General features: G+C 67.0%; 20 protein-coding genes. 12 read left to right on the forward strand and 8 right to left on the reverse strand.

The window, feature by feature from the left end; translation table 11 throughout:
* Nucleotides 1-307 precede the first annotated feature (307 nt).
* The 3 genes from H4O10_RS00005 to gspH are packed head-to-tail and all read right to left on the reverse strand — an operon-like array spanning nt 308 to nt 1,724.
* Nucleotides 308-922: a prepilin-type N-terminal cleavage/methylation domain-containing protein gene (locus H4O10_RS00005; RefSeq protein ID WP_012480441.1), complete on the reverse strand. Its 615-nt coding sequence runs from the start codon at nt 920-922 to the stop codon at nt 308-310.
* Complete coding sequence (gene gspI / locus H4O10_RS00010) at nt 919-1,269, reverse strand: type II secretion system minor pseudopilin GspI (RefSeq protein ID WP_171956704.1); 351 nt, start codon at nt 1,267-1,269, stop codon at nt 919-921. The genes H4O10_RS00005 and gspI overlap by 4 nt, the downstream gene beginning before the upstream one ends.
* 8 nt (nt 1,270-1,277) lie before the next feature.
* Nucleotides 1,278-1,724, reverse strand: coding sequence for a type II secretion system minor pseudopilin GspH (gene gspH, locus H4O10_RS00015; protein ID WP_012480439.1), 447 nt, complete (start codon nt 1,722-1,724; stop codon nt 1,278-1,280).
* Between the two features lie 115 nt (nt 1,725-1,839).
* On the opposite strand from gspH, the gene H4O10_RS00020 reads away from it, so the two are divergent.
* On the forward strand, nt 1,840-2,289 hold the full coding sequence (locus H4O10_RS00020) for a general secretion pathway protein (RefSeq protein ID WP_043033593.1): 450 nt from the start codon (nt 1,840-1,842) through the stop codon (nt 2,287-2,289).
* 130 nt (nt 2,290-2,419) lie between these two features.
* Here the strand turns inward: H4O10_RS00020 and H4O10_RS00025 are convergent, their stop codons facing one another.
* On the reverse strand, nt 2,420-2,755 hold the full coding sequence (locus H4O10_RS00025) for a hypothetical protein (RefSeq protein WP_024956499.1): 336 nt from the start codon (nt 2,753-2,755) through the stop codon (nt 2,420-2,422).
* 201 nt (nt 2,756-2,956) lie between these two features.
* On the opposite strand from H4O10_RS00025, the gene H4O10_RS00030 reads away from it, so the two are divergent.
* The 6 genes from H4O10_RS00030 to H4O10_RS00055 all read left to right on the forward strand — a co-directional run bounded on the left by H4O10_RS00030 (nt 2,957) and on the right by H4O10_RS00055 (nt 9,740).
* Nucleotides 2,957-4,573: a ShlB/FhaC/HecB family hemolysin secretion/activation protein gene (locus H4O10_RS00030; RefSeq protein ID WP_044570317.1), complete on the forward strand. Its 1,617-nt coding sequence runs from the start codon at nt 2,957-2,959 to the stop codon at nt 4,571-4,573.
* A 38-nt stretch (nt 4,574-4,611) separates the two neighbouring features.
* On the forward strand, nt 4,612-6,396 hold the full coding sequence (locus tag H4O10_RS00035; RefSeq protein ID WP_012480435.1) for a MotA/TolQ/ExbB proton channel family protein: 1,785 nt from the start codon (nt 4,612-4,614) through the stop codon (nt 6,394-6,396).
* A 10-nt stretch (nt 6,397-6,406) separates the two neighbouring features.
* Complete coding sequence (locus tag H4O10_RS00040) at nt 6,407-6,820, forward strand: biopolymer transporter ExbD (protein WP_005409874.1); 414 nt, start codon at nt 6,407-6,409, stop codon at nt 6,818-6,820.
* A 39-nt stretch (nt 6,821-6,859) separates the two neighbouring features.
* Nucleotides 6,860-7,525, forward strand: coding sequence for a cell envelope integrity protein TolA (locus H4O10_RS00045; protein ID WP_005409873.1), 666 nt, complete (start codon nt 6,860-6,862; stop codon nt 7,523-7,525).
* 42 nt (nt 7,526-7,567) lie between these two features.
* Entirely contained in the window at nt 7,568-9,313 is a 1,746-nt protein-coding gene (locus H4O10_RS00050; protein WP_044570314.1) for a putative porin, read from the forward strand.
* A 97-nt stretch (nt 9,314-9,410) separates the two neighbouring features.
* Nucleotides 9,411-9,740, forward strand: coding sequence for a hypothetical protein (locus H4O10_RS00055; RefSeq protein ID WP_005409871.1), 330 nt, complete (start codon nt 9,411-9,413; stop codon nt 9,738-9,740).
* A gap of 42 nt (nt 9,741-9,782) precedes the next feature.
* Here H4O10_RS00055 and H4O10_RS00060 read toward each other — a convergent pair whose 3' ends face one another.
* From H4O10_RS00060 to H4O10_RS00075, 4 genes are all read right to left on the reverse strand, one after another.
* Nucleotides 9,783-10,181, reverse strand: coding sequence for an OsmC family protein (locus H4O10_RS00060; protein WP_044570312.1), 399 nt, complete (start codon nt 10,179-10,181; stop codon nt 9,783-9,785).
* A gap of 84 nt (nt 10,182-10,265) precedes the next feature.
* On the reverse strand, nt 10,266-10,907 hold the full coding sequence (locus tag H4O10_RS00065; protein ID WP_012480431.1) for a hydrolase: 642 nt from the start codon (nt 10,905-10,907) through the stop codon (nt 10,266-10,268).
* Between the two features lie 54 nt (nt 10,908-10,961).
* Complete coding sequence (locus tag H4O10_RS00070; RefSeq protein ID WP_005409868.1) at nt 10,962-11,642, reverse strand: hydrolase; 681 nt, start codon at nt 11,640-11,642, stop codon at nt 10,962-10,964.
* Between the two features lie 72 nt (nt 11,643-11,714).
* The gene (locus H4O10_RS00075) at nt 11,715-12,581 is read right to left on the reverse strand and encodes a pirin family protein (protein ID WP_005409867.1); all 867 of its coding nucleotides are present in this window, start codon (nt 12,579-12,581) and stop codon (nt 11,715-11,717) included.
* A gap of 151 nt (nt 12,582-12,732) precedes the next feature.
* Here H4O10_RS00075 and H4O10_RS00080 point away from each other — a divergent pair, with 151 nt between their 5' ends.
* From H4O10_RS00080 to H4O10_RS00100, 5 genes are all read left to right on the forward strand, one after another.
* Nucleotides 12,733-13,659, forward strand: coding sequence for a LysR family transcriptional regulator (locus H4O10_RS00080; RefSeq protein ID WP_044570309.1), 927 nt, complete (start codon nt 12,733-12,735; stop codon nt 13,657-13,659).
* A gap of 185 nt (nt 13,660-13,844) precedes the next feature.
* Nucleotides 13,845-14,348, forward strand: a complete 504-nt coding sequence (locus tag H4O10_RS00085; protein WP_044570308.1) for an RNA polymerase sigma factor — start codon at nt 13,845-13,847, stop codon at nt 14,346-14,348.
* A gap of 82 nt (nt 14,349-14,430) precedes the next feature.
* The gene (locus H4O10_RS00090) at nt 14,431-15,387 is read left to right on the forward strand and encodes a FecR domain-containing protein (protein WP_044570307.1); all 957 of its coding nucleotides are present in this window, start codon (nt 14,431-14,433) and stop codon (nt 15,385-15,387) included.
* A 182-nt stretch (nt 15,388-15,569) separates the two neighbouring features.
* Nucleotides 15,570-18,692 carry a TonB-dependent receptor gene (locus H4O10_RS00095; RefSeq protein WP_012480427.1) on the forward strand — a complete coding sequence of 1,041 codons (3,123 nt, stop codon included), beginning with the start codon at nt 15,570-15,572 and terminating at the stop codon, nt 18,690-18,692.
* A gap of 53 nt (nt 18,693-18,745) precedes the next feature.
* A complete protein-coding gene (locus H4O10_RS00100; protein ID WP_012480426.1) occupies nt 18,746-19,510 on the forward strand; it encodes a Slam-dependent surface lipoprotein in 765 nt (254 codons plus the stop codon).
* Nucleotides 19,511-19,586 lie beyond the last annotated feature (76 nt).

Genomic DNA, 19,586 nt, shown 5'->3' on the forward strand with positions numbered 1-19,586 from the left:
CTCCCCGCTTGCCCAGTCTTATCAGTTCGAGCGCCAACTCAACCAACTGTTCGGGCGGTTCAGGGAGAATCCGGCGTGGGGACCCAAGCTACTTCTCGGTCGCAAGACCTGGATCCACACGGTCGCCAGTGCCGACCAACGGTCGGCACCCACAAGGGCAGGCCGGGCAGTAGAAGCCGCTCGGCAGTAGATCCACGCAATGCGTGGATGGCTGGGCCAGCTTCAGTGCCGACCAAGGTCGGCACCCACCAGAGCGGGCTTGGCAGTAGATCCACGCCATGCGTGGATGCTTTGCCTGGAAGAAATCCTAAAGCTCCAGCACGCGCCGGTAACTCAACGGCCCACGCCCATCGCGCAGGCCCAACCGCAGTTCCAGCCCGGTGGCCGGCAGCACCTCGCCTTTGCTCGGTAGCAGCGCCCACCCGGCGCCCGGCTGCCAGGCGCGTACCTCGAATCGCTGCACATCCTGCGCCACCGCGATCCCCTTTGACGGATCCGGTGCGGGCAAAGGGTAGCGATCCGTCGCAGCGCCACTGGCCCGCCACAGCGTGCTTCCCTGTCGCCACCAGCGAACACGTTGCCAGCGCAACCCGTCGCTGCCCAAGCTGCGGGTGATCTCCAGCGCGAAGCTTCCATCCGGATGCCGTTCGCTCACCAGTGAAGGGGGTAGCAGGCGCTGAGGCTGATCCGCCGGGCGCACTGCGCCGTTCATCAGCGCGTCGTCGGCACGCATCTCGATGTCGCGCTGGAACTGCTGCAGCACGCGCAGCGCCGTCGTGGTCTCGGCATCGGCCCGGCGCAGGCGTTGGTCGCTGCTGGCCACGCTGTCCAGCGCACGCCAGCAGATCAGTGCCAGCACGCCCATGATGGTGATCGCGATCATCACCTCGATCAGTGTGAAACCTGCTGCGGTACGCTTCATTGCGCCGCCGTCCACGGCAGCTGCATCCGCGCCAGCGATTGCCGCGGTGCATCTTCGGCCACCACGCTGAGTTCCAGTTGCGGCTGTCCGTCACTCCCTGTGCCGATATGCTGCAGCACCAGGAAACTGCTGCGCCCCTGCACGCAGCGCTGCCGTGCATTCTGCGGCGGCTGCCCGGCCAGGCGCAGCTCCTGCCAGCGGTCCTGCGCACACATCAGTGCCAGCCGACGGTCGCGCAGGCGCGATTGATCATCGGTCGCCACCGCCACCGAACGCATCACCGCCGCCAGCGCAATCGAAACGATCGCCAATGCGATCAGCACTTCGATCAGGGTGAACCCGCGCATGTTCCGCTTCACTGCACGACCTGCAACTGTCCGCTGCCATCATCACGAAGACGCAGCTGGCGGCCCTGCAACGACAACCTCAGCTCCCACGCCACGCCGATCCACTCCGGGCTCAGTTCAATCGGCGTGGTCGGTTGCACCGCGATGCCCGCCGGTTGCCATTGCTGCGGACGCAGAAGGTCATCGCGCTGCACGTCAACCCAGCGGGTGCCTTCGCGGCGGCTGAAGCGGTAGCCGGCGGCGTCGGCCTGCCAGCGCAGGGGGCGGCCATCGATGCGCGCCTGGTCGCGCGCCACCTGCAGGCGCTGCGCCAGCCGTTCAGCTTCCTGCCGCAGCTGGCGCGCGGGGTCGAGCAGGCTGCCCAGGCCAAGGCCGATGCCCGCCGTGCAGATGCCGATGATCACCAGCACCACCATCAGTTCCAGCAGGGTAAAGCCACGCGGCACGTGCTGCATCGACGTTGCCTCCTGTCCAGGTCGATGCCTGCCAGCGTAGGCCCGCATGATGAAACAAAAGCGTCAGCCACAGCTGCTAGCGTAGGCGGACACGAACGTGGCGATGGTGCGGAACATGGATGGCAGGCGCTGGGATCGCAATCGCATACTGACCCTGCTGGCGGCGACGCTGCTGCTGGCGGTGGTGGCCTATTGGGGCGTGACACTGTCTGCGGTGGCGCCGACGGCGGCGGCCAGCGAAACGCACGCAGAGGCCCCTGCACGCCCCCTGTTCGATGCAGTGGCCAGCCTGCCGCTGGTGCGGTTGCTGTCCCCCGGTGCGGTGCAGACCGAGGTGGTCGTGCTGGGCGTGATGGCCGGCGACCACGCGCCACTGGCGCTGCTTTCGGTGGATGGACGCCCAGCGGAAGCGTATGCGCCCGGCCAACGACTCGGACCCTGCACGGTGCTGGCCAGCATCAGTGCCAGCGCGGTCGAATTGAACCAGGCCGGGCAATCGCGCAGCCTGCCGGTGCCTGAGCTGCCGCCGGTGCCGAGCGATGGCATCGTGCTCGCGGCACCGTAGTGCCGAGCCTACGCTCGGCTGCGTCTGGAAGAACAGTCGAGCCTGGCTCGACTCTACAGAATCCTGCCGAGCGATAGCTCGACCCTTCAAATCCTGCCAAGCGTGGGCTCGGCCCTACGGCCGCGCAGGCTCATCGCGCCGGACGCTGCGGTACCACCGAACGACCAAAGGCATCGCCCATGCGCTGTCGCGTGCCTTCCAGGTTGTACTGCATCAGCTGGTTGCCCGGCTGCCGCATCAGCCGTTCGGCCTCCGGCAGTGCCGGTGACTTCGCCGCTTTCGATGCCGGCGCCAACTTGCGTTGCAGGCAGTCCCAGGCCGGAATGCGCTCGCCATTGACCTGTACTTCGATGCAGGGCGCGGCGTCTTCCTGCTTCTTCGCCTCGTCGGCGCGCACCGGGGCCAGCACCAGCAGCAACGCAAGGATGAGGGCAGCGCGCAGTTCCACCATCAGTGATTCACGCATCTCGAATCTTCCGCAGCAATCGACGTTCTGCAATGAAGACGTGTGGAGATGGCAGGGTCCGCCTGCGTGCGTTGCGGTGCCGTCAAAAGATGACAGTGCTGTCACAAAACTGTTGGCGGTTTTGACGCGACGTACACGTCCTGTTGGTAGACCCACGCGCCGCTCCATGGCCCTTTCCTTCGATACGACGCGATGCCTTCGATGACTCCTGTTCCGTGCCGAGCCGTCCGCCTCCCGCTGCGCCTGCATCCGCTGGTGCTGGCCCTGGCGGCGCTGCCGCTGCCGCTGTTCGCGCAGGAGGCGGCGCCCGCGCCCAGCGTGAACATCAATGAGTACATCGTGCGCGGCAACACCGTGCTCGATCCGCGCCAGATCGAACGCGCGGTCGAGCCCTTCCTCGGTCCGGGAAAGACCCTGGCCGATGTCGAGAAGGCACGCGATGCCGTCAATGCGCTGTACCAGCAGGCGGGGTACCAGTCGGTCTACGTGGAGTTGCCCGAGCAGCAGGTCAGTGGCGGCGTGGTGCTGCTGAAGGTACAGCAGACACCGATTGGCCAGCTGCGGGTCGTGGGGACGAAGCACGAATCGCCCGAACGCATCCGCGAACGCGTACCGGCACTTGCCGAGGGCAAGGTGCCGGACTTCGACCAGGCGCAGAAGGAACTGACCGCACTGAATGAGGGCGGGCGTCGCCAGGTGATGCCGCTGGTGCGCGAAGGCCAGGTGCCGGGCACGATGGATGTGGACCTGCAGGTCGAAGAGAAGTCGCCGTGGCGTGCCAGCGCGTCACTCAACAACGACCACAGCGCCGACACCGAGAAGCTGCGCCTGAGTGCGTCGCTGGCCTACGACAATCTGTGGAAGCGGGGGCACAGCGCCAACATCGGCGTGTACCTGGCGCCGGAAGATGCAAAGCAGGCCAAGGTGTTCTCGGCCTCGTACACGATGCCGTTCGAAGGCACGCCGTGGAGCCTGGAAGCCTCCGGCTACAAGTCCGACAGCCGCGTGCTGAACGCGGGCGGACAGGTCGGTACCGGCACCGGAACCAATGTGATCGGCAACGGCCATTCGATCGGTCTCAAGCTCAACTATCGACTGGCCGGCAGCAGCCAGTGGTGGCGCCAGCTCAGCCTCGGCGTGGACTTCAAGGACACCGAGGAAGACACGCAGATGGGCAAGGAGAGTCTGAAGACGCCGCTGAAGTACGCGCCGATCACCCTGGGGTTTGTCGGTGTGCGCCAGGGCGAGAAGGATCAGTTGAGTATCAACACGCAGCTGGTGGCCGGTACCCGTCGTCTGTTCGGCTATGGCAGTGATGCCATCGGGTTCGGGCAGAAGCGCTACTGGGCAGACCCCAGTTTCGTCGCGTTCAAGGCGGACGTCGCCAACACGCACACGTTCAGCAGCGACTGGCAGTGGTATGCACGCGGCTCGTTGCAGGTGACCGATGCGCCGCTGGTGTCGGCCGAGCAGTTCGCCGCCGGTGGCATGTACACCGTGCGCGGCTATCTGTCGGCCGAGGCGATCGGCGATTACGGCGGCCTGGCCAGCCTGGAATGGCGCACGCCTGCGTGGTCGCTGTGGAGCGGCACCGACCTGCGTGTCTACAGCTTTGCCGACGCGGCCTACCTGCGCCTGCGCCAGCCGCTGCCCGAACAGCGCGACAAGTACAACCTGGCCTCGGTCGGTCTGGGCGCGCAGCTGCGCCTGGGTGAACACCTGCAACTGCGTCTGGACTACGCCTGGCCGTATGCCGATGGCCCGGTCACGCGCAAGGACGACCCACGCCTGCATTTCAACATCAGCACCAGTTACTGACCCTTCCCTTGAACATGCGTTCTCCGGAGACCCTTCGCATGGACCGTTTGCTTTCCCGAGTGTTGTTGCTGCTGGCCGCGCTGGTTGCGCTGCCGGCCGCTGCGGCCGATGCCAATTGGTGGCAGGCCGAATGGAAGTACCGCAAGCCGATCACCATCGACGCCGGCCCGCAGGGCGCGGGCCTGGCCGGTGACCCGGGCCGCACGCCGCTGCTGCTGCGCCTGCATACCGGCAACTTCGGCTTCGACGGCACCCAGGATGCGGGTAACGACCTGCGCTTTGTCTCGGGTGATGGCCGCACCGTGCTGGCCCACCAGATCGAACAGTTCGATCCCAAGCTGGGTCTGGCGCTGGTCTGGGTGGACGTGCCGGCGGTCAGCGCTGCGGCACCGCAGATGATCTGGATGTACTACGGCAATGAAAAGGCCCCCGCCAGCGGCAACGGCCAGCAGGTGTTCGATCCGGACTATACGCTGGTCTACCACTTCGCCGAGGCCAATGCGCCGGCACGCGACACCACCGCTTATGGCAACAATGCCGGTGCCGTGGTGCCGCCATCGGAAGGCTCGGTGATCGGCCGCGGCGTTCAGTTGGGTGCAGCCCCGCTGCCGCTGCCGGCCAGCGCATCGCTTGCGCAGGAGGCGGGCGCGCCGCTCACTGTTTCGGCCTGGATCAAGCCAGGCAGCAACAACGCTGCACAGGCGATCTACGCGCGTCGCGACGGTGCGTCCGAACTGGTGCTGGGCATCGAAAACCGGGTGCCGTTCGTGCAGCTCAATGGCCAGCGCAGCACGCCGGCGCAGCCGGTTCCGGAAGGGCAGTGGGCGCATGTGGCGCTGACCGCAGAGAAGGGCGCACTGCAGTTGTACCTCAATGGTCGCGTGGTCGCCCAGCTGAGCGGCGAGCTGCCGGCGCTGACCACCGCCCCGGTGGTGGGCGCCGATGCGCCGGGCGCGGTGCAGCCGCTCGCCAATTTCGAAGGCGCGCTGGATGAGCTGCGTATCTCGCGCGTGGCACGACCGGTCGCGCTGCTGCTGGCCGATGCCACCGCGCAGGGCGCCGACTCGCGCCTGATCAGCTACGGCGCCGACGAGCAGTCCGCCGGGCAGAGCCACTTCGCCTTCATTCTCAAGGCGATGCCGTTCGACGCCTGGGTGGTGGTCGCCATCCTGGGCCTGATGATGCTGCTGTCGTGGGCGATCATGATCGCCAAGGGGCGGCACTTCGGCCGTACCAGCAAGGCCAATGCAGTGTTCACCGAAAGCTTCGGCAAGCTGTCCGGTGTGCCGCTGCGCACCCTGTCCGACATGGACCGCCAGGGCAAGGCACCCACCGCGATGCACGACGGTTCGCTGTGGCGCATCTACCAGGTGGCCATCGATGAAATGCAGCAGCGCCACCAGCGCGACGGCAATAGTGGTTATCTCAGTGGCGCCACCATTGCGGCGATCCGCGCCTCGATGGATGCGGTGATGGTGCGCGAGCAGGAAGCGATGGCGCGGCGCATGAACTGGCTGTCGACCACCATCGAAGGTGCGCCGTACGTGGGCCTGTTCGGTACCGTGATCGGCATCATGCTGGTGTTCGTGGTGGCGGCGATGGCTGGCGCGGTGGACATCAACTCGGTGGCGCCGGGCATGGCCGCGGCGCTGCTGTGTACCGCTGCCGGCCTCGGCGTCGCGATCCCGGCGCTGTTCGGCTACAACTACCTGGGCGCGCGTGCCGAAGCGATCGGCGCGGACATGGCGGTGTTCATCGACGAGTTCGCCGCACGCCTGGCCGAAGAGCAGGACGGGCGCGGCCCGGCCGCGGTCCAGGGCTGAGGGGCGCACCATGGGCCAGAAGGCGAAGTTCGGCATCAAGAAGCGCGAGAAGGGCATCAACGTGACGCCCTTCGTCGACGTGCTGCTGGTGGTGCTGGTGATCTTCATCCTGACCAGCAACGCCTCCATCCCCGGCATCGAGGTCAACCTGCCGAAGGCCAGCAACAGCGTCGCGCTGGAGAAGCCGAAGACCAAGGCGATCACCATCGACCCCAGTGGACAGGTGTTCCTGGATGCCTACCCGGTGACGATGGCCGAACTGGAAGACCGCCTGCGCACCGAGCGCGCGACCACGCCGGATTTCCCGGTGATCGTGCGCGGTGATGCGCAGGTGCAGTACGCCCGCGTGGTCGAGGTACTGGACCTGCTGCGGCGGCTGGAGCTGGCCCAGGTCGGCCTGGTCACCGGCAAGGCGCAGGGCTGAGGCATGACGGCCCATCAACCCCCTCGGCCGGAGCCCGGCATGCGCGGCCGCCAGTTGCTGGTGACCGTCGCGCTGGTGCTGGCCGCGTTGCTGGTGCTCGGCATCGCCGTGTGGTGGATGCTGTTCAGGGACACTGCCAGTACCCGTCGGCCGGTGGTGCAGCCGCCGATGCTGGCGCTGCCGCCGCCCCCTCCGCCGCCGCCGCCGCCACCGGAAAAGCCGCCGGAACCCGAAACGCCGCCGGAAGAGACCATTCCCGAGCCGGAGCCGCTGGATCAGCCGACGCCGGCCGAAGAGCCGACCCCGACTCCGGACAATGCCGACCCGGTAACGATGAATGCCGATGCGCAGGCCGGTGGTGACAACTTCGGTATCCAGTCCGGCAGTGGCGGCGGTTCGTCCGGCGTTGGCCGTGGTGGCGCCGGCAACGCTACCTACGGCCGCTACCTGGGCTACCTGATGCAGCAGGCGATCTCGCGCGATGACAAGGTCAAGCGCCTGGCGTTCCAGCTGCAGGTGAATGTGTGGCTGGCCAACGATGGCCGCCTGGAAAAGGTCGAGCTGGTGCGCGGCAGTGGCAACGAGGAGGCCGACGCGGCCGTGCTCGATGCGCTGCGACGCATCGGCAAGGTCGACCAGGCACCGCCGCCGTCGCTCGATTTCCCCGCCCGCGTGCTGATCCAGGGCCGCCGGCCCGGGGCCTGATTCCCGACCTCCGTGATTTCCCTTCTTTCGATGAGAACCGTGATGAACGACCACGTCCGCGCACGAACCGACTCCCGCCGCCTGCGGCCGGCCCGACGGGCGCTGCTGTGCTGCGCCGTGCTGCTCAGCCTGGCCGCCCCGGCCGGTGCGATGGCCGCCGAAACCACCATGGTCAAGCTGATCAAGGGCCTGATCGCCAGCGGTGCGCTGAAGCCCGAAGACGGCCAGGCATTGCTGGTGCAGGCCGAGGCCGAAGCAGCGGCCGCCCAGCGCGGTACAGTCGCCGCGCCCTCGGCCGCCAGTGGTGGCGTGGCCCTGGAGGCCGGTGACGTGCGCGTGCCCTACGTGCCGCAGAGCGTGCGCGACGGCATCCGTGATGAGGTGCGCCAGGACGTGATGGCGCAGGCGAAATCGGAAGGCTGGGCGGCACCGAACGAAGTGGCCGAATGGACCAAGCGAATCAAGGTCACCGGTGACATGCGCGTGCGCAGCGAGTCGCGCTTCTTCTCCGAACGCAACAGCGACATCGTGAGCAACTGGTCGTCGATCAATTCCGGCAACGGCTTCGACACCAACACCAACACCAACCTGCAGCTGCCGCCACTGCTGAACACCCGCCAGGACCGCCGCAACCTGTGGCGCATCCGCGCCCGCCTGGGCATCGAGGCAACCATTGGCCAGCACACCACGGCCGGCGTGCGCCTGGCCAGCGGCAGCAGCAATGGCCCGGTGTCGACCACCGAGCAGCTGGGTGGCGGCCTGAGCAAGAAGGACGTGTGGCTGGACCAGGCCTGGCTGGCCTACAGCCCGGCTGACTGGGTGACGGTGCGCGGCGGCCGCTTCGGCAATCCGTTCTGGACCAGCGACACGCTGTTCTCCAACGACCTCAACTTCGATGGCCTGGCCGCGAACCTGAAGTATGACTTCGACGATGGCGACCTCGACCTGTTCGGCAACCTCGCGGTGGTGCCGCTGGAGTACACCTCCGACAGCTCGCCGAGCCAGAGCAAGGTCAAGACTCCGAACGAGAACAAGTGGCTGTCCGGTGCCCAGGTAGGTGTGAACTGGCGCTTCAATGACGAGAATACGTTGCGCGCTGCATTGGGCTACTACGACTTCAAGAACATCAGCGGCCGCCTGTCCTCACCGTGCGCCCTGTACGCGGGTGCGGTGGGCTGTGACACCGACTGGTCGCGCCCGGCGTTCATGCAGAAGGGCAACACCCTGATGCTGATCCGCGACATCGCGCGCAATCCGCTGGACCCGGCCAACACGCCGACCCCGCAGTACGTCGGCCTGGCCTCGGCCTTCCGCCTGGCTACCTTGAACCTGCGTTGGGACACGCAGCTGGCACAGGGCGTCGGTCTGCGCCTGGACGGCGATTACATCCGCAACCTGGCCTACGACAAGCAGGCCATGTTCAGCCGCGCCCAGAACGGCATCGTCAACAACTACGGCGCCGGCGGTACCGCCAGCATCGACACCTTCCGCAGCGGCGACACCGCCTGGATGGTGCAGGCCACCTTCGGAGCCACCGAGCTGAAGGAGAAGGGTCAGTGGCAGGCGCTGCTGGGCTACAAGCACATCGAGGCCGATGCGCTGCCGGACGCCTACAACGATCCGAACTTCCACCTGGGCGGTACCAACGCCCGCGGCTACTACGTGGGCGGTGCCTACGCGCTGGACGCGCGCAGCTGGATCAGCGGCAAGTGGATGGCGGCCAAGGAAGTGTCCGGTGCGCCGCTGTCGATCGACGTGTTCCAGCTGGAGTTCAACACCGGCTTCTGAGTGGCGGCGTGATGCGGATCACGTAGTGCGTGGCGGGGGCGCAGCGATGCGCCCGTCTAAGGAAAGGAGACCACGCGTTGTTCAAAAGGAGGAGTGGATGAGCCGTCGCAAGCTGTTCGAGAGTCCCGAACCGTCCAGCCAGATGCTGGGTGTTGGGCCGGCCTATGTTTCCGTCGAGGGCCTGCGCCAGCACCTGGCCGAGTTCCTGCTGTATGCAGGCCGGCCGGTGGTGATCATGCGCGGGCGCAGCGAGGTGGGCTATTTCCTGCCGGCGCGCTGCTGGCGCCAGCGTGACGATGATCCGCTGGCCGCCGCTGCCGCCGACCAGCTGCTGGATGCGGCCGGTTTCCAGGCCGAAGACATCCAGCAGGTGGAGCAGGAATTCAACGCGATGCGCCAGCGCACCGTGCTGCATTCACGGCGCTGAGCTTTCGCCTCTACAGTAAATCCACGCCATGCGTGGATGGGGTTACGCTGCAGCCCCACGCTCACTGGTGATGCGCGCACCCTCGCGCATCACCAGGGTCACCGGGGTCTTTTCCACCACCTCCAGCAACCGCTGCCACTGCGCATCGCTCAGCTCGGCGCTGGCATGCAGCACGCGGTGCACATGGAAGCGACCACCCGCGTCACGTTCCGAGCGCAGCTCGGCATGGAACTCGCCCAGTTCCCAGCCCTTGTGCTGCGCGTACATGCGCAGGGTGATGGCGGTGCACGCCGCCAGCGAGGCCAGGTACAGGTCGAACGGTGCGAAGCCCTTGCCCTGACCGCCCAACGAGGCGGGCTCGTCCGCATCCACGGCGAATGTGCCATTGCTGATGTGGTGCAGGTAGTTGTCGGCGGTTGAAACAATGCGTGCGTAGGCCATCACGTTCTCCATCTGTCTGTGGCGTCGAGCCATGTTCGACTGCTCCAAAAGGCGGCGCCGGCCAGGACCGGCGCCGCCATCCAATCACTCGGTACGATCGTACGAGAACTGGATGCCTGCCGTACCACCGGTTTCAATGAAGAGGTTCATGAAGGCCGGCACCGTTTCCGAACGGGCCCAGTCGCGCTGCAGCTCGCAGAACAGCTGTGGCACGCTGATCAGCTGGCCACCGGCCTGTTCGATGCGGCGCAGCGCCGCATCGTGCGCGGCCAGCGAGGTGCCGCCGACGGCGTCGACCACCACATACACCTCATAGCCTTCCTTCAACGCATCCAGGGCCGGGAAAGTCAGGCACGCCTCGGTCCACAGCGCGGTCATGATCAGCTTGCGGCGGCCGGTGGCTTCCACCGCCTTGCGGAACTCGACGTCCTCCCAGGAGTTGATGGTGGTGCGGTCGTAGGTGGGGTAGTCACCCAGTACCTTGCGCAGCTGCGGAATCGGCGGCTTGTTCAGGCCGGTCTTGACGTTCACCGTCGAATGCACGATCGGCAAACCATAGGCGACGGCGGCTTTGGCGGTGCCGACGATGTTGTTGACCAGCAGCTGGCGGTCCATCGAGGCGATGGAGTTCACCTGCACCGGCTGGTAGTCGATGATGATGAAGGCGGAATTCTGCGGGGTCAGCAGATGATCGCTGGCCGTGTCGCGGATCGGTTCACTGGACATGGTGGGTCTCCTGTTCAGGGGGGGGAGCCGGCGACTGGCCGGCACGAAGGCCACTCAGCTGCGCTGCGAATCCAGCTGTTCGTGGTTCTTCTGCACGTCCTGCGCCTTCAGGTAGCTTTCGATCAGCAGCTGGTAGTTCGGGAAGATCTTCGTGTAGACCTCGGCCCACTGCTGGGCATCGTCGCGGTTCCAGGTGCGCTGGATCTCCGAGGCCACCGCGGCGGTGTCCATCGGCACCACGCCTGCCTGCACCACGCGGGCCAGGGTGATCTCTTCGGCCATCTTCGAGTAGGTGCCGGACGCGTCGATGACTGCGAACACCTGGTAGCCATCGGCAACGGCGGCGATTGACGGGAAGGCCATGCACACGCTGGTGATGGTGCCGGCAATGATCAGCTGCTTGCGGCCGGTGGCCTTCACCGCGGCAACGAATTCCGGGTTGTCCCAGGCGTTGATCTCACCCTTGCGTGCCACGTACTGGGCATGCGGGGCCGCGTCGTGGATCTCCGGGATCAGCGGGCCGTTCGGGCCCTGCGGAACAGAGGCGGTGGTGATCACTGGCATCTTTGCCAGCGTGGCCATCTTCGCCAGCGCGGTGGCGTGGGCGCGCACGCTGGTGAACGGCATGTCACCGATGGTCTGGAACAGGCCGCTCTGATGGTCGATCAGCAGCATCGCGGCGTTGTCCGGATCGATCACCGGGCGGGCACCGTTGAAGTTGGCGGGGGTACTCATGGTCAGTCTCCTGGAGAAGGTGGGCGATGGCCCGGAAGGTGCGGCGGGCCAATGCCCGCCGCATTGAAACGATCAGTGCGCGATCTGGCCGAAGCGGCCGCTGTTGAAGTCGTTGACCGCCTGCGCGATCTCGGCTTGGCTGTTCATCACGAACGGGCCATAGCCCACCACCGGCTCGTCGATCGGTTCACCGCTGAGCAGCAGCACGGTGGCGTCGCTGTCGGCGTCGACGAACACGTCCTCGCCGCTGCGGTCGAAGGTGACCAGCTGTGCCTCGCCGACCGGCTGGCCGCCGTTGATCCGCACCGTGCCCTTCAGCACCACCAGCGCCAGCGTGCGGCCATCGGCCACCGGCAGTTCGGCGTGGTGGCCCTGCCGCAGGCGGATGTCCCAGACATCCATCGGCGTGTGGGTGCGGGCCGGGCCGGCATGACCGTCGAAGCGACCGGCGATGACACGCACCCGGCCGGCGCCTTCAGGCAGTTCAACCGAGGGGATCTGTGCGTCGAGCAGGGTCTGGTAGCCCGGTGCACCCATCTTGTCCTGCGCCGGCAGGTTCACCCACAGCTGGACCATGTCCAGCGTGCCGCCGCGCTTGCTGAACTCCGGTGTGTGGAACTCCTCGTGGAGGATGCCGGAGGCCGCGGTCATCCACTGCACGTCACCCGGGCCGATGGTGCCGCCGGCGCCGGTTGAATCGCGGTGGGCGACCTCGCCCTCATAGACGATGGTGACGGTCTCGAAACCGCGATGCGGATGCTGGCCGACCCCGCGCGGGGTATCGCTGGGGGCGAAGGTATAAGGGCCGGCGTAGTCCAGCAGCAGGAACGGGCTCAGGTGCTGGCCGTGGGTGTTGTAGGAAAACATCGAGCGGGCGGGGAATCCGTCGCCCACCCAGTGCGGGCGCGGGGCGCTGTAGGTACCGGTGACACGCTTCATGGCGATCTCCTGGCCGGGGCTGCCGGCCGCTGTTCTTCGTTGCAGGAGACGATATCGCCGCGACAATTGGGCCGGTAGACGCTAATATTTGCCGTCATAGTCCTATCTGGTGAACAATGGGTGCGCGCCTTGCGCCACAGGAGATCGCCCCGTGTTCATCGCTGATATCCGCCGTTGCGACCTCAACGACCTGTTCTACTTCGCCATGGTGGTCGAGCACGGCGGCTTCTCGCAGGCCGGCCGGGCGCTGGCCATGCCGAAGTCGAAACTGAGCCGGCGCATCGCGCTGCTGGAGGAACGGTTGGGCGTGCGCCTGATCCAGCGCTCGACCCGGCGTTTCTCGGTCACCGAGGTTGGCCAGGACTACTACCGCCACTGCAAGGCGATGCTGGTCGAAGCCGAAGCGGCCGAAGAAGCGATTGCGATGTCGCGCGCCGAGCCGCGCGGCACGATCCGTCTGGCGTGCCCGATCGCGATCCTGCATGCGCGCATCGGCACGATGCTGGCCGACTTCCTGGCCCAGCACCCGCAGGTGACGGTGCAGCTGGACGCCACCAACCGGCGCGTCGACGTGGTGGGCGAGGGTGTGGACGTGGCGATCCGCGTGCGGCCGCCGCCACTGGAGGACAGCGACCTGGTGGTACGCGTGCTGGCGCGTCGGGTCTGGTGTACCAGTGCCAGTCCGGCGCTGCTGCAGCGGCTGGGCACGCCGCAGGTGCCGGCCGACCTGGCGATGATGCCGACCGTCGATCTGGCATCGCCCAGCCAGCAGCATGTATGGGAATACACCGGGCCGGGCGACGTGCTGGCCAGCGTGCATCATCGCCCGCGGCTGGTCAGCGATGACATGATCGCGTTGCGCACCGCTGCGGTGGCCGGGGTGGGGTTGCTGATGCTGCCGCGGATGATGATCAGTGACGAACTGGCCAGTGGCGCGCTGGTGCCGGTGCTGCCGGAGTGGGTGCCCAAGCACGGCATCGTGCACGCGGTGTTCCCGTCGCGACGCGGCCTGTTGCCGGCGGTGCGTGCACTGATCGATTACCTCGCCGAACGCTTCGAGGCGCTGGAGGAACCCTAGCTCTTCCATCCACGCATGGCGTGGATCTACTGGATCCGCCACCGCCTGGTAGATCCACGCCATGCGTGGATGATCCTGGTGCCGCGCGACGGGCCTTCGCTTGCCGCCTGCGGCCGTGCAGCCCACAATCCACGTCCGGACCGTCGCCATCACGCCCATCATTCCCCGGTCCGGCCTTGGCACCTATGTCTCCCAATGCCCTGGCGCTGGTCGAGCTGCTGATCCGCGAGCGCCGTGCGTTGTCTCGCTTCATCGCGCGCTATCTCGACCCGGCCAGTACCGAGGACACCCTGCAGAACCTGTACCTGAAGGCCAGCAGCGTGCCCGGCGATCCGCCCATCCTGGAGCCGCGCGGCTATCTGTACCGGATGGCCTACCATCACGCGCTCAACCGCAGCCAGTCCGACGCCCGCGAGCGGCGTGCCATGGCCGAGTACGCCCTCGACATGGCCGAGGCGGGCCACGACGGCGAGGCGCAGGCGCTGGACCAGGCACAACTGCGCGAGATCACCCGGACCATCCTCGCGCTGCCGGCGCAGGTGCGTGAGTGCTTCGTGCTCAACCGCTACCTGGGCCTGAGCGAGCGCGAAATCGCCGCCCGGCTGGGTATCTCCAAGAGCCTGGTCGGCAAGCACGTGCTGCGCGCGGCGCTGTTGATCCAGCAGCACCAGCAGGGACTGCATCGATGAGCGGCGATTGCCGTGGGCAGATCGCGCCCGCCGTTGTCACAACAGGAAGGCGCACCCGTTCGTGGTGCGGCAGGCCACAACCATGACCACGTCCGAACCCTCGCCGCGTCAGGCCAGGCAGGCGTTGCGCTGGGTGATCCAGTGCAGTGCAGGCCCGCTGCCGGAACGCCAGCAACGAGCCCTGCAGCGCTGGCTGCAGGCCGATCCGCGCCATGCGCTGGCCTGGCGCCAGCAGCAGGCCTTCTGGCAAGGGTTGGATGCCGCCGGGCCCGACGTGCTGGCCGCGCTGCCCGGGCTGACCGCAGATCGGCAGGGGTTGCGCCCGATCGCACCGCGCCGCCGCCTGCCCTGGCTGCTGGCCAGTGCCGCGGGGGTGGTGCTGATGGTTGCCGCTGCGCCACACGCGCTGCTGCTGGCACGCAGTGACCTGCGCAGCAGCGATGCACCGCGCGTGGTGCAATTGGAGGACGGCAGCACCGCCGTGCTCGATGCGGGCACCGCACTGGCGGTTGCGTTCGATGGCCAGCAGCGGCACCTGCGCCTGCTGCGCGGCCAAGCCTGGTTCCAGGTGGCCCATGAGGCGCGACCGTTCCAGGTCGAGGCGGCGGGCGGCCTGGTCCGTGACATCGGTACCGCCTTCAGTGTGTCGATGCTGGATACCACGGTCACCACCGAGGTCAGCGAGGGTGTGATCGACGTGCGTCCGGGCGATGGCAGCGTACAGCGCCTGCATGCGGGGCAGTCACGCGTGTTCCGTGACGGTCGCTGGCTGCAGCCAATGCAGCTGGAAGATGCCGAGACCATGGCGCCGTGGCGGCGTGGCGAGGTAGTGATCGACGATCAGCCCGCCGCGCAGGCCATCGCCGATCTGGCGCGCTACCGCCGTGCCCCGGTCTGGGTACTGGGCGGGCAGGGCGCAAGCGTACGGGTCAGTGGCCTGTTCCACCTGCAGCAACCGGAGACGGCCATCGACGCGGTGGCCTCGCAGGCAGGACTGCGCGTGCAGCGCTTGCCCGGCGGCGCGCTGGTGCTGTGGTGAGGCCCGCGCAGCACCCGGATGAACGGGTCGCATGAAAAAAACATGAAAGAACCGTGGGCAACTGCAGTGCCCCGCTGTCTATAGAGGTATAGCCAGAGCGAAACACCGTTTCTCCTCAAGCCAGACATGCCACCGGCACCGGATGTGCCCGTGGTTCCGCCACGCTTGAGGAGTTCCCGTCCATGCCGTCCACGGCATCCGCCTGTCATCGTCGCGCCACCGCTCTGGCCCTGGCTGTTTCCACCGCATTGCTGCCGCTGGCCTGGGTGCCGGCCGTGCAGGCGCAGCCGGCGATCGTCGCGCCGGTGCGGCAGTACACCATTCCGGAGCAGCCGCTGGCTGATGCCGTACGCGCTTTTGGCCGACAGGCCGATGTGCAGGTGGTGTTCCGCAGCGACCTGGTGGACGGCCGCCGCTCCAGCGCAGTGAAGGGTGAGTACAGCCAGATGCAGGCGCTGCAGCAGCTGTTGCGCGGCAGCGGCGTACGCGCGCAGCGCGGCATGGACGGAACCTGGAGCCTGCGGGCCGCAGCGGAGGCGGGTGAAGGGGAAGGGGTGCGGGTGACCGAAACACTGGACGTGGCCGGTCGCCTTCAGTCGGAAGGGGGTGAGGCCCGCGATCGGCGTGGCTACGACGATGTGTTCGCGCTGGACCTGACCACGGCGTATTCGGGGCGCGACCGGGTGGAGCGTTACCGAGGCTCCAATCCGGCCGACGTGGTCAAGGATCTGGTCGGCGTGTTCAGTGGCGATGCGCGCAACAGTGGCGCGCTGGACGTCAACATCCGTGGCATCCAGGGGCCCGGGCGGGTGCCGGTCAGCATCGACGGCGGCGAACAGGCGCTCACGGTCTGGCGTGGCTACAACGGCGTCAGCAACCGCAACTACATCGATCCCAACCTGATTGGTGGCATCCAGGTCATCAAGGGGCCAGGGCTGGTGCGCGATGTGCACAGCGGGATCGGTGGCGCGCTGGTGATCAAGACCATCGACGTCGATGACATCGTCGCTGCCGGCGAGCGCTTCGGCGGGGAGCTGAAGATCGAAGGCAGCAGCAATGCGGTGGCACCGCGCCTGCCGCGGCTGCACACCGGCGAGGATTACCGCACCGTGCCGGGCTTCCCGCAGGGCTCGCCGAACTCACCCTACGACGACCGCACCCTGGTGGTGCCGGTGAAGTCGCGCAGTGGCAACAATCCCTTCGATGGCGAGGACCAGGCCTGGCGCCTGGCGCTGGGCGTGCGTGGCGGCAACGTCGACCTGATGGCCGCCTACGCCTGGCGCAAGCGCGGCAACTACTTCTCCGGGACCCAGGGCAGCGCCTATTACGAACAGGACCGGCGCGAGCAGTTCGAGTACCAGGGCATCGACTACATCACCACGCTGGCGCGCTACTTCAAGCCCGGCGATGAAGTGCCCAATACCTCCAGCGAACAGGAGTCCTGGCTGGTCAAAGGCAGCTGGCAGATCAACGATGACCAGCAGTTGAAGGCGACCTGGCGGCGCACGCTGTCGCACTACGGCGAGATCATGCCGTCTCGCATCCTGTCGGCCCCCGACTACGGCCGCATCCAGTGGCCGCTCAGCCGGGTCGATTCGGATGCGTGGAACCTGGAATACCGTTTCCAGCCCGCCGGCAGTCGTTGGCTGGACCTGTACGCCAACCTGTGGCGCACGGAGACGGACAGCGATACCTACAGCGCTGGCGGCTTCCCGAACTTCGCAGTGGGTAATCCGGCGTGGAATCCGGACGCCAGCCCGATCCTGCGCAACACCGCGCTGGCCAACGCGCGCAATGACCGCACCGGCCTGATCCTGAGCAACCGCTTCGCGCTGCATTCGACCCTGGACCTGACCGTGGGCGGCAACTGGCAGTACGAGAAGCTGGGGTCCCGCGATCCGTACTTCGGCACCACCGATGGCTGGCGCATGTTCCCGCGTGCCGGGCGCCGCCAGGAGGGTGAAGGCTACCTGACCCTGGAGTGGCGGCCGGTCGACTTCCTCACCCTCAATGCAGGCGTGCGCTACAGCCGCTACTGGGCCTTCGACGATTTCCTTGAGGCGCACCCCGAGCTGCTGAACAAGGGCGTAGGTGGCAAGGAAGCGCAGTACACCGTGAACGAACTGCCGCCTCGTCCCGCCAATCTGCAGGCCCGCATCGACGCGTTGGAAGCACGCCGCGCCGTATGGGAAAAGCGCGGCATGGGCTGGTTCATCGACGACAGCATCCGTGCGTTGCTGGCACCGTACGAGACGCCGCGTCCGGTCCGGTACACGCGGCCCTGGCTGCCCGATGCCGATGGCAACTACACCCGCGCCGGCAATCCCTGCCTCAATGGCGAAGTGGCGGCCGTTCCCGGCGTGCAGCCGGTGTTCGCCGGCAGCGACCAGGTCTGCAACATCGGCAACAGCGTACAGTCGCAGCCGGTCGATGGACGCAACAGCCGCCGCCGCGACCATGCCTGGCTGCCGACCTTCTCGGCCACTGCACACCTGTCCCCGGCCGCCCGGGCCTACGTGCGTTACAGCGAAGCGGTGCGCTTCCCGAGCATGTTCGAAAGCACCATCGCCTTCTCCGGCAGCCTCAATCCGCTGCATGCGCTCAAGCCCGAGCACGCCTACAACTACGAGGTGGGCTACGTGCACAACCTGTCGGCCCTGTTCGGCAACACCGCCGATGCCGACGTCAAGCTGGCGTACTACGTGCACAAGACCCGTGACGTGATCGAACGCGATGGCAACTTCCTGTTCGACAACATCGACAAGCAGACCATCCGTGGTATCGAACTGCAGGCCCGCTTCGACAATCGGCGCTTCTTCACCGATCTGGGCATCACCCGCACGCTGGAAAACGAGGTGTGTGACGAGAGCACGGCGGTGCTCCTGGACGCGAACCGCGGCCTGGTTCCGAACTGCGTGCAGGATGGTTTCGTCGGTGGCTACCTGCTGACCCAGGCCATTCCCAGGTTGTCGATCAACGGGTCGCTGGGCACGCGCCTGTTCGATGAGCGCCTGGAGCTGGGCAGCCGCATCGTGCACTACCAGCGGCACGAGAACCCTGACCTGCAGGCCTACCGTGACCGCCTGCTGAGCGGCGGCAGCGGCCTGCTCTGGCAGAACGTGCCGTTCACCTGGGGAAACATCACCACCGTCGATGCCTATGCGCGCTGGCGCTTCAACGAACATGCCAGCGTCGAACTGGTCGGCAGCAACCTCGGCAACCGCTACTACGTCGATCCAGCCACGCGGTCCACGCTGCCAGCCCCGGGTCGCACCCTGAAGCTCGGCGTCACCGCGCGCTTCTGATCTCCCACCTTCAAGCGTTGTACCCGTAGTTCCCTCAACCAAGGAGCAATACCATGAAAATGATCTCCCGTTCGGTGCTCGCCGTTGCCGCCTCGCTGGCTCTGGTCGGTGCCGCGCATGCTGCCGATATCGTCGGTGCCGCCAGTGCCAGGACCGATGCCGAGCTGTACGTGGCGGTTGGCGAATCGCAGGTCAATGGCGGCCCGCACCGCGCTGGCAAGGCCGGCATCGGTGTCGGTACCGTGTCCCAGGCCAAGCCGGTGGACTTCCAGGGCCTGAGCGCCTACTCGGCACCCACCACCGTCAATGGCGTGACGGTACGTACCCTGGCCATGCCGATCACCGGCGCACCGGGCAGCCACGCCGGGATGGGCCACTTCAACTTCGTCAAGGTCGGCAGTGGCGATGTCTGGTTCGGCGAATGGTCCAAGGATGGCGCTGCCGGTGGCTTCAATAACCGCCAGGTCTACTTCGTTGGCGACCGCGCCGGCACCACGCTGCCCGCCGGCGTGGCGTCCTACACCGTGGCCGGCCTGAACAAGTTCAACGGCAGCAACCTGCTGAGCGGCACCTTCGACGCCGACTTCGGCGCCGGCACCCTGGATGGTGCGCTGTCCGGCAATGGCCTGACCCTGGCCATCGTTGCCAACATCAACAGTGCCGATGCATCGTTCGCCGGTTCGGCCAACGTCAATGGCAGCGTCAATGGCGCCACCCAGGGCCAGTTCTTCGGCGCCAACGCCGCCACCCTGGCCGGCATCGCCACCTTCGCCGGCAACAGCCAGTACGACACCGCCTTCGGCGGCAGCAAGAACTGATTGCCACGCCCCTGACGGGGCAGGGCAGGGACAAGCCGCGATCCGCCAGTCCCTGCTTCGGCCCGCTGCATGCACC

Origin of the sequence: Stenotrophomonas sp. I18B00994 (assembly GCF_014145825.1) — a bacterium.
GTDB lineage: Bacteria > Pseudomonadota > Gammaproteobacteria > Xanthomonadales > Xanthomonadaceae > Stenotrophomonas > Stenotrophomonas maltophilia.

What these genes read in the sequence shown, in the direction of transcription:
- H4O10_RS00005 (WP_012480441.1), bottom strand. Translation starts at nt 922, where the DNA reads ATGAAGCGTACCGCAGCAGGTTTCACACTGATCGAGGTGATGATCGCG.
- H4O10_RS00050 (WP_044570314.1), top strand. Translation starts at nt 7,568, where the DNA reads ATGAACGACCACGTCCGCGCACGAACCGACTCCCGCCGCCTGCGGCCG.
- H4O10_RS00040 (WP_005409874.1), top strand. Translation starts at nt 6,407, where the DNA reads ATGGGCCAGAAGGCGAAGTTCGGCATCAAGAAGCGCGAGAAGGGCATC.
- H4O10_RS00065 (WP_012480431.1), bottom strand. Translation starts at nt 10,907, where the DNA reads ATGTCCAGTGAACCGATCCGCGACACGGCCAGCGATCATCTGCTGACC.
- gspH (WP_012480439.1), bottom strand. Translation starts at nt 1,724, where the DNA reads ATGCAGCACGTGCCGCGTGGCTTTACCCTGCTGGAACTGATGGTGGTG.
- H4O10_RS00100 (WP_012480426.1), top strand. Translation starts at nt 18,746, where the DNA reads ATGAAAATGATCTCCCGTTCGGTGCTCGCCGTTGCCGCCTCGCTGGCT.
- gspI (WP_171956704.1), bottom strand. Translation starts at nt 1,269, where the DNA reads ATGCGCGGGTTCACCCTGATCGAAGTGCTGATCGCATTGGCGATCGTT.
- H4O10_RS00035 (WP_012480435.1), top strand. Translation starts at nt 4,612, where the DNA reads ATGGACCGTTTGCTTTCCCGAGTGTTGTTGCTGCTGGCCGCGCTGGTT.
- H4O10_RS00090 (WP_044570307.1), top strand. Translation starts at nt 14,431, where the DNA reads ATGACCACGTCCGAACCCTCGCCGCGTCAGGCCAGGCAGGCGTTGCGC.
- H4O10_RS00060 (WP_044570312.1), bottom strand. Translation starts at nt 10,181, where the DNA reads ATGGCCTACGCACGCATTGTTTCAACCGCCGACAACTACCTGCACCAC.
- H4O10_RS00070 (WP_005409868.1), bottom strand. Translation starts at nt 11,642, where the DNA reads ATGAGTACCCCCGCCAACTTCAACGGTGCCCGCCCGGTGATCGATCCG.
- H4O10_RS00055 (WP_005409871.1), top strand. Translation starts at nt 9,411, where the DNA reads ATGAGCCGTCGCAAGCTGTTCGAGAGTCCCGAACCGTCCAGCCAGATG.
- H4O10_RS00030 (WP_044570317.1), top strand. Translation starts at nt 2,957, where the DNA reads ATGACTCCTGTTCCGTGCCGAGCCGTCCGCCTCCCGCTGCGCCTGCAT.
- H4O10_RS00020 (WP_043033593.1), top strand. Translation starts at nt 1,840, where the DNA reads ATGGATGGCAGGCGCTGGGATCGCAATCGCATACTGACCCTGCTGGCG.
- H4O10_RS00075 (WP_005409867.1), bottom strand. Translation starts at nt 12,581, where the DNA reads ATGAAGCGTGTCACCGGTACCTACAGCGCCCCGCGCCCGCACTGGGTG.
- H4O10_RS00025 (WP_024956499.1), bottom strand. Translation starts at nt 2,755, where the DNA reads ATGCGTGAATCACTGATGGTGGAACTGCGCGCTGCCCTCATCCTTGCG.
- H4O10_RS00045 (WP_005409873.1), top strand. Translation starts at nt 6,860, where the DNA reads ATGCGCGGCCGCCAGTTGCTGGTGACCGTCGCGCTGGTGCTGGCCGCG.
- H4O10_RS00095 (WP_012480427.1), top strand. Translation starts at nt 15,570, where the DNA reads ATGCCGTCCACGGCATCCGCCTGTCATCGTCGCGCCACCGCTCTGGCC.
- H4O10_RS00085 (WP_044570308.1), top strand. Translation starts at nt 13,845, where the DNA reads ATGTCTCCCAATGCCCTGGCGCTGGTCGAGCTGCTGATCCGCGAGCGC.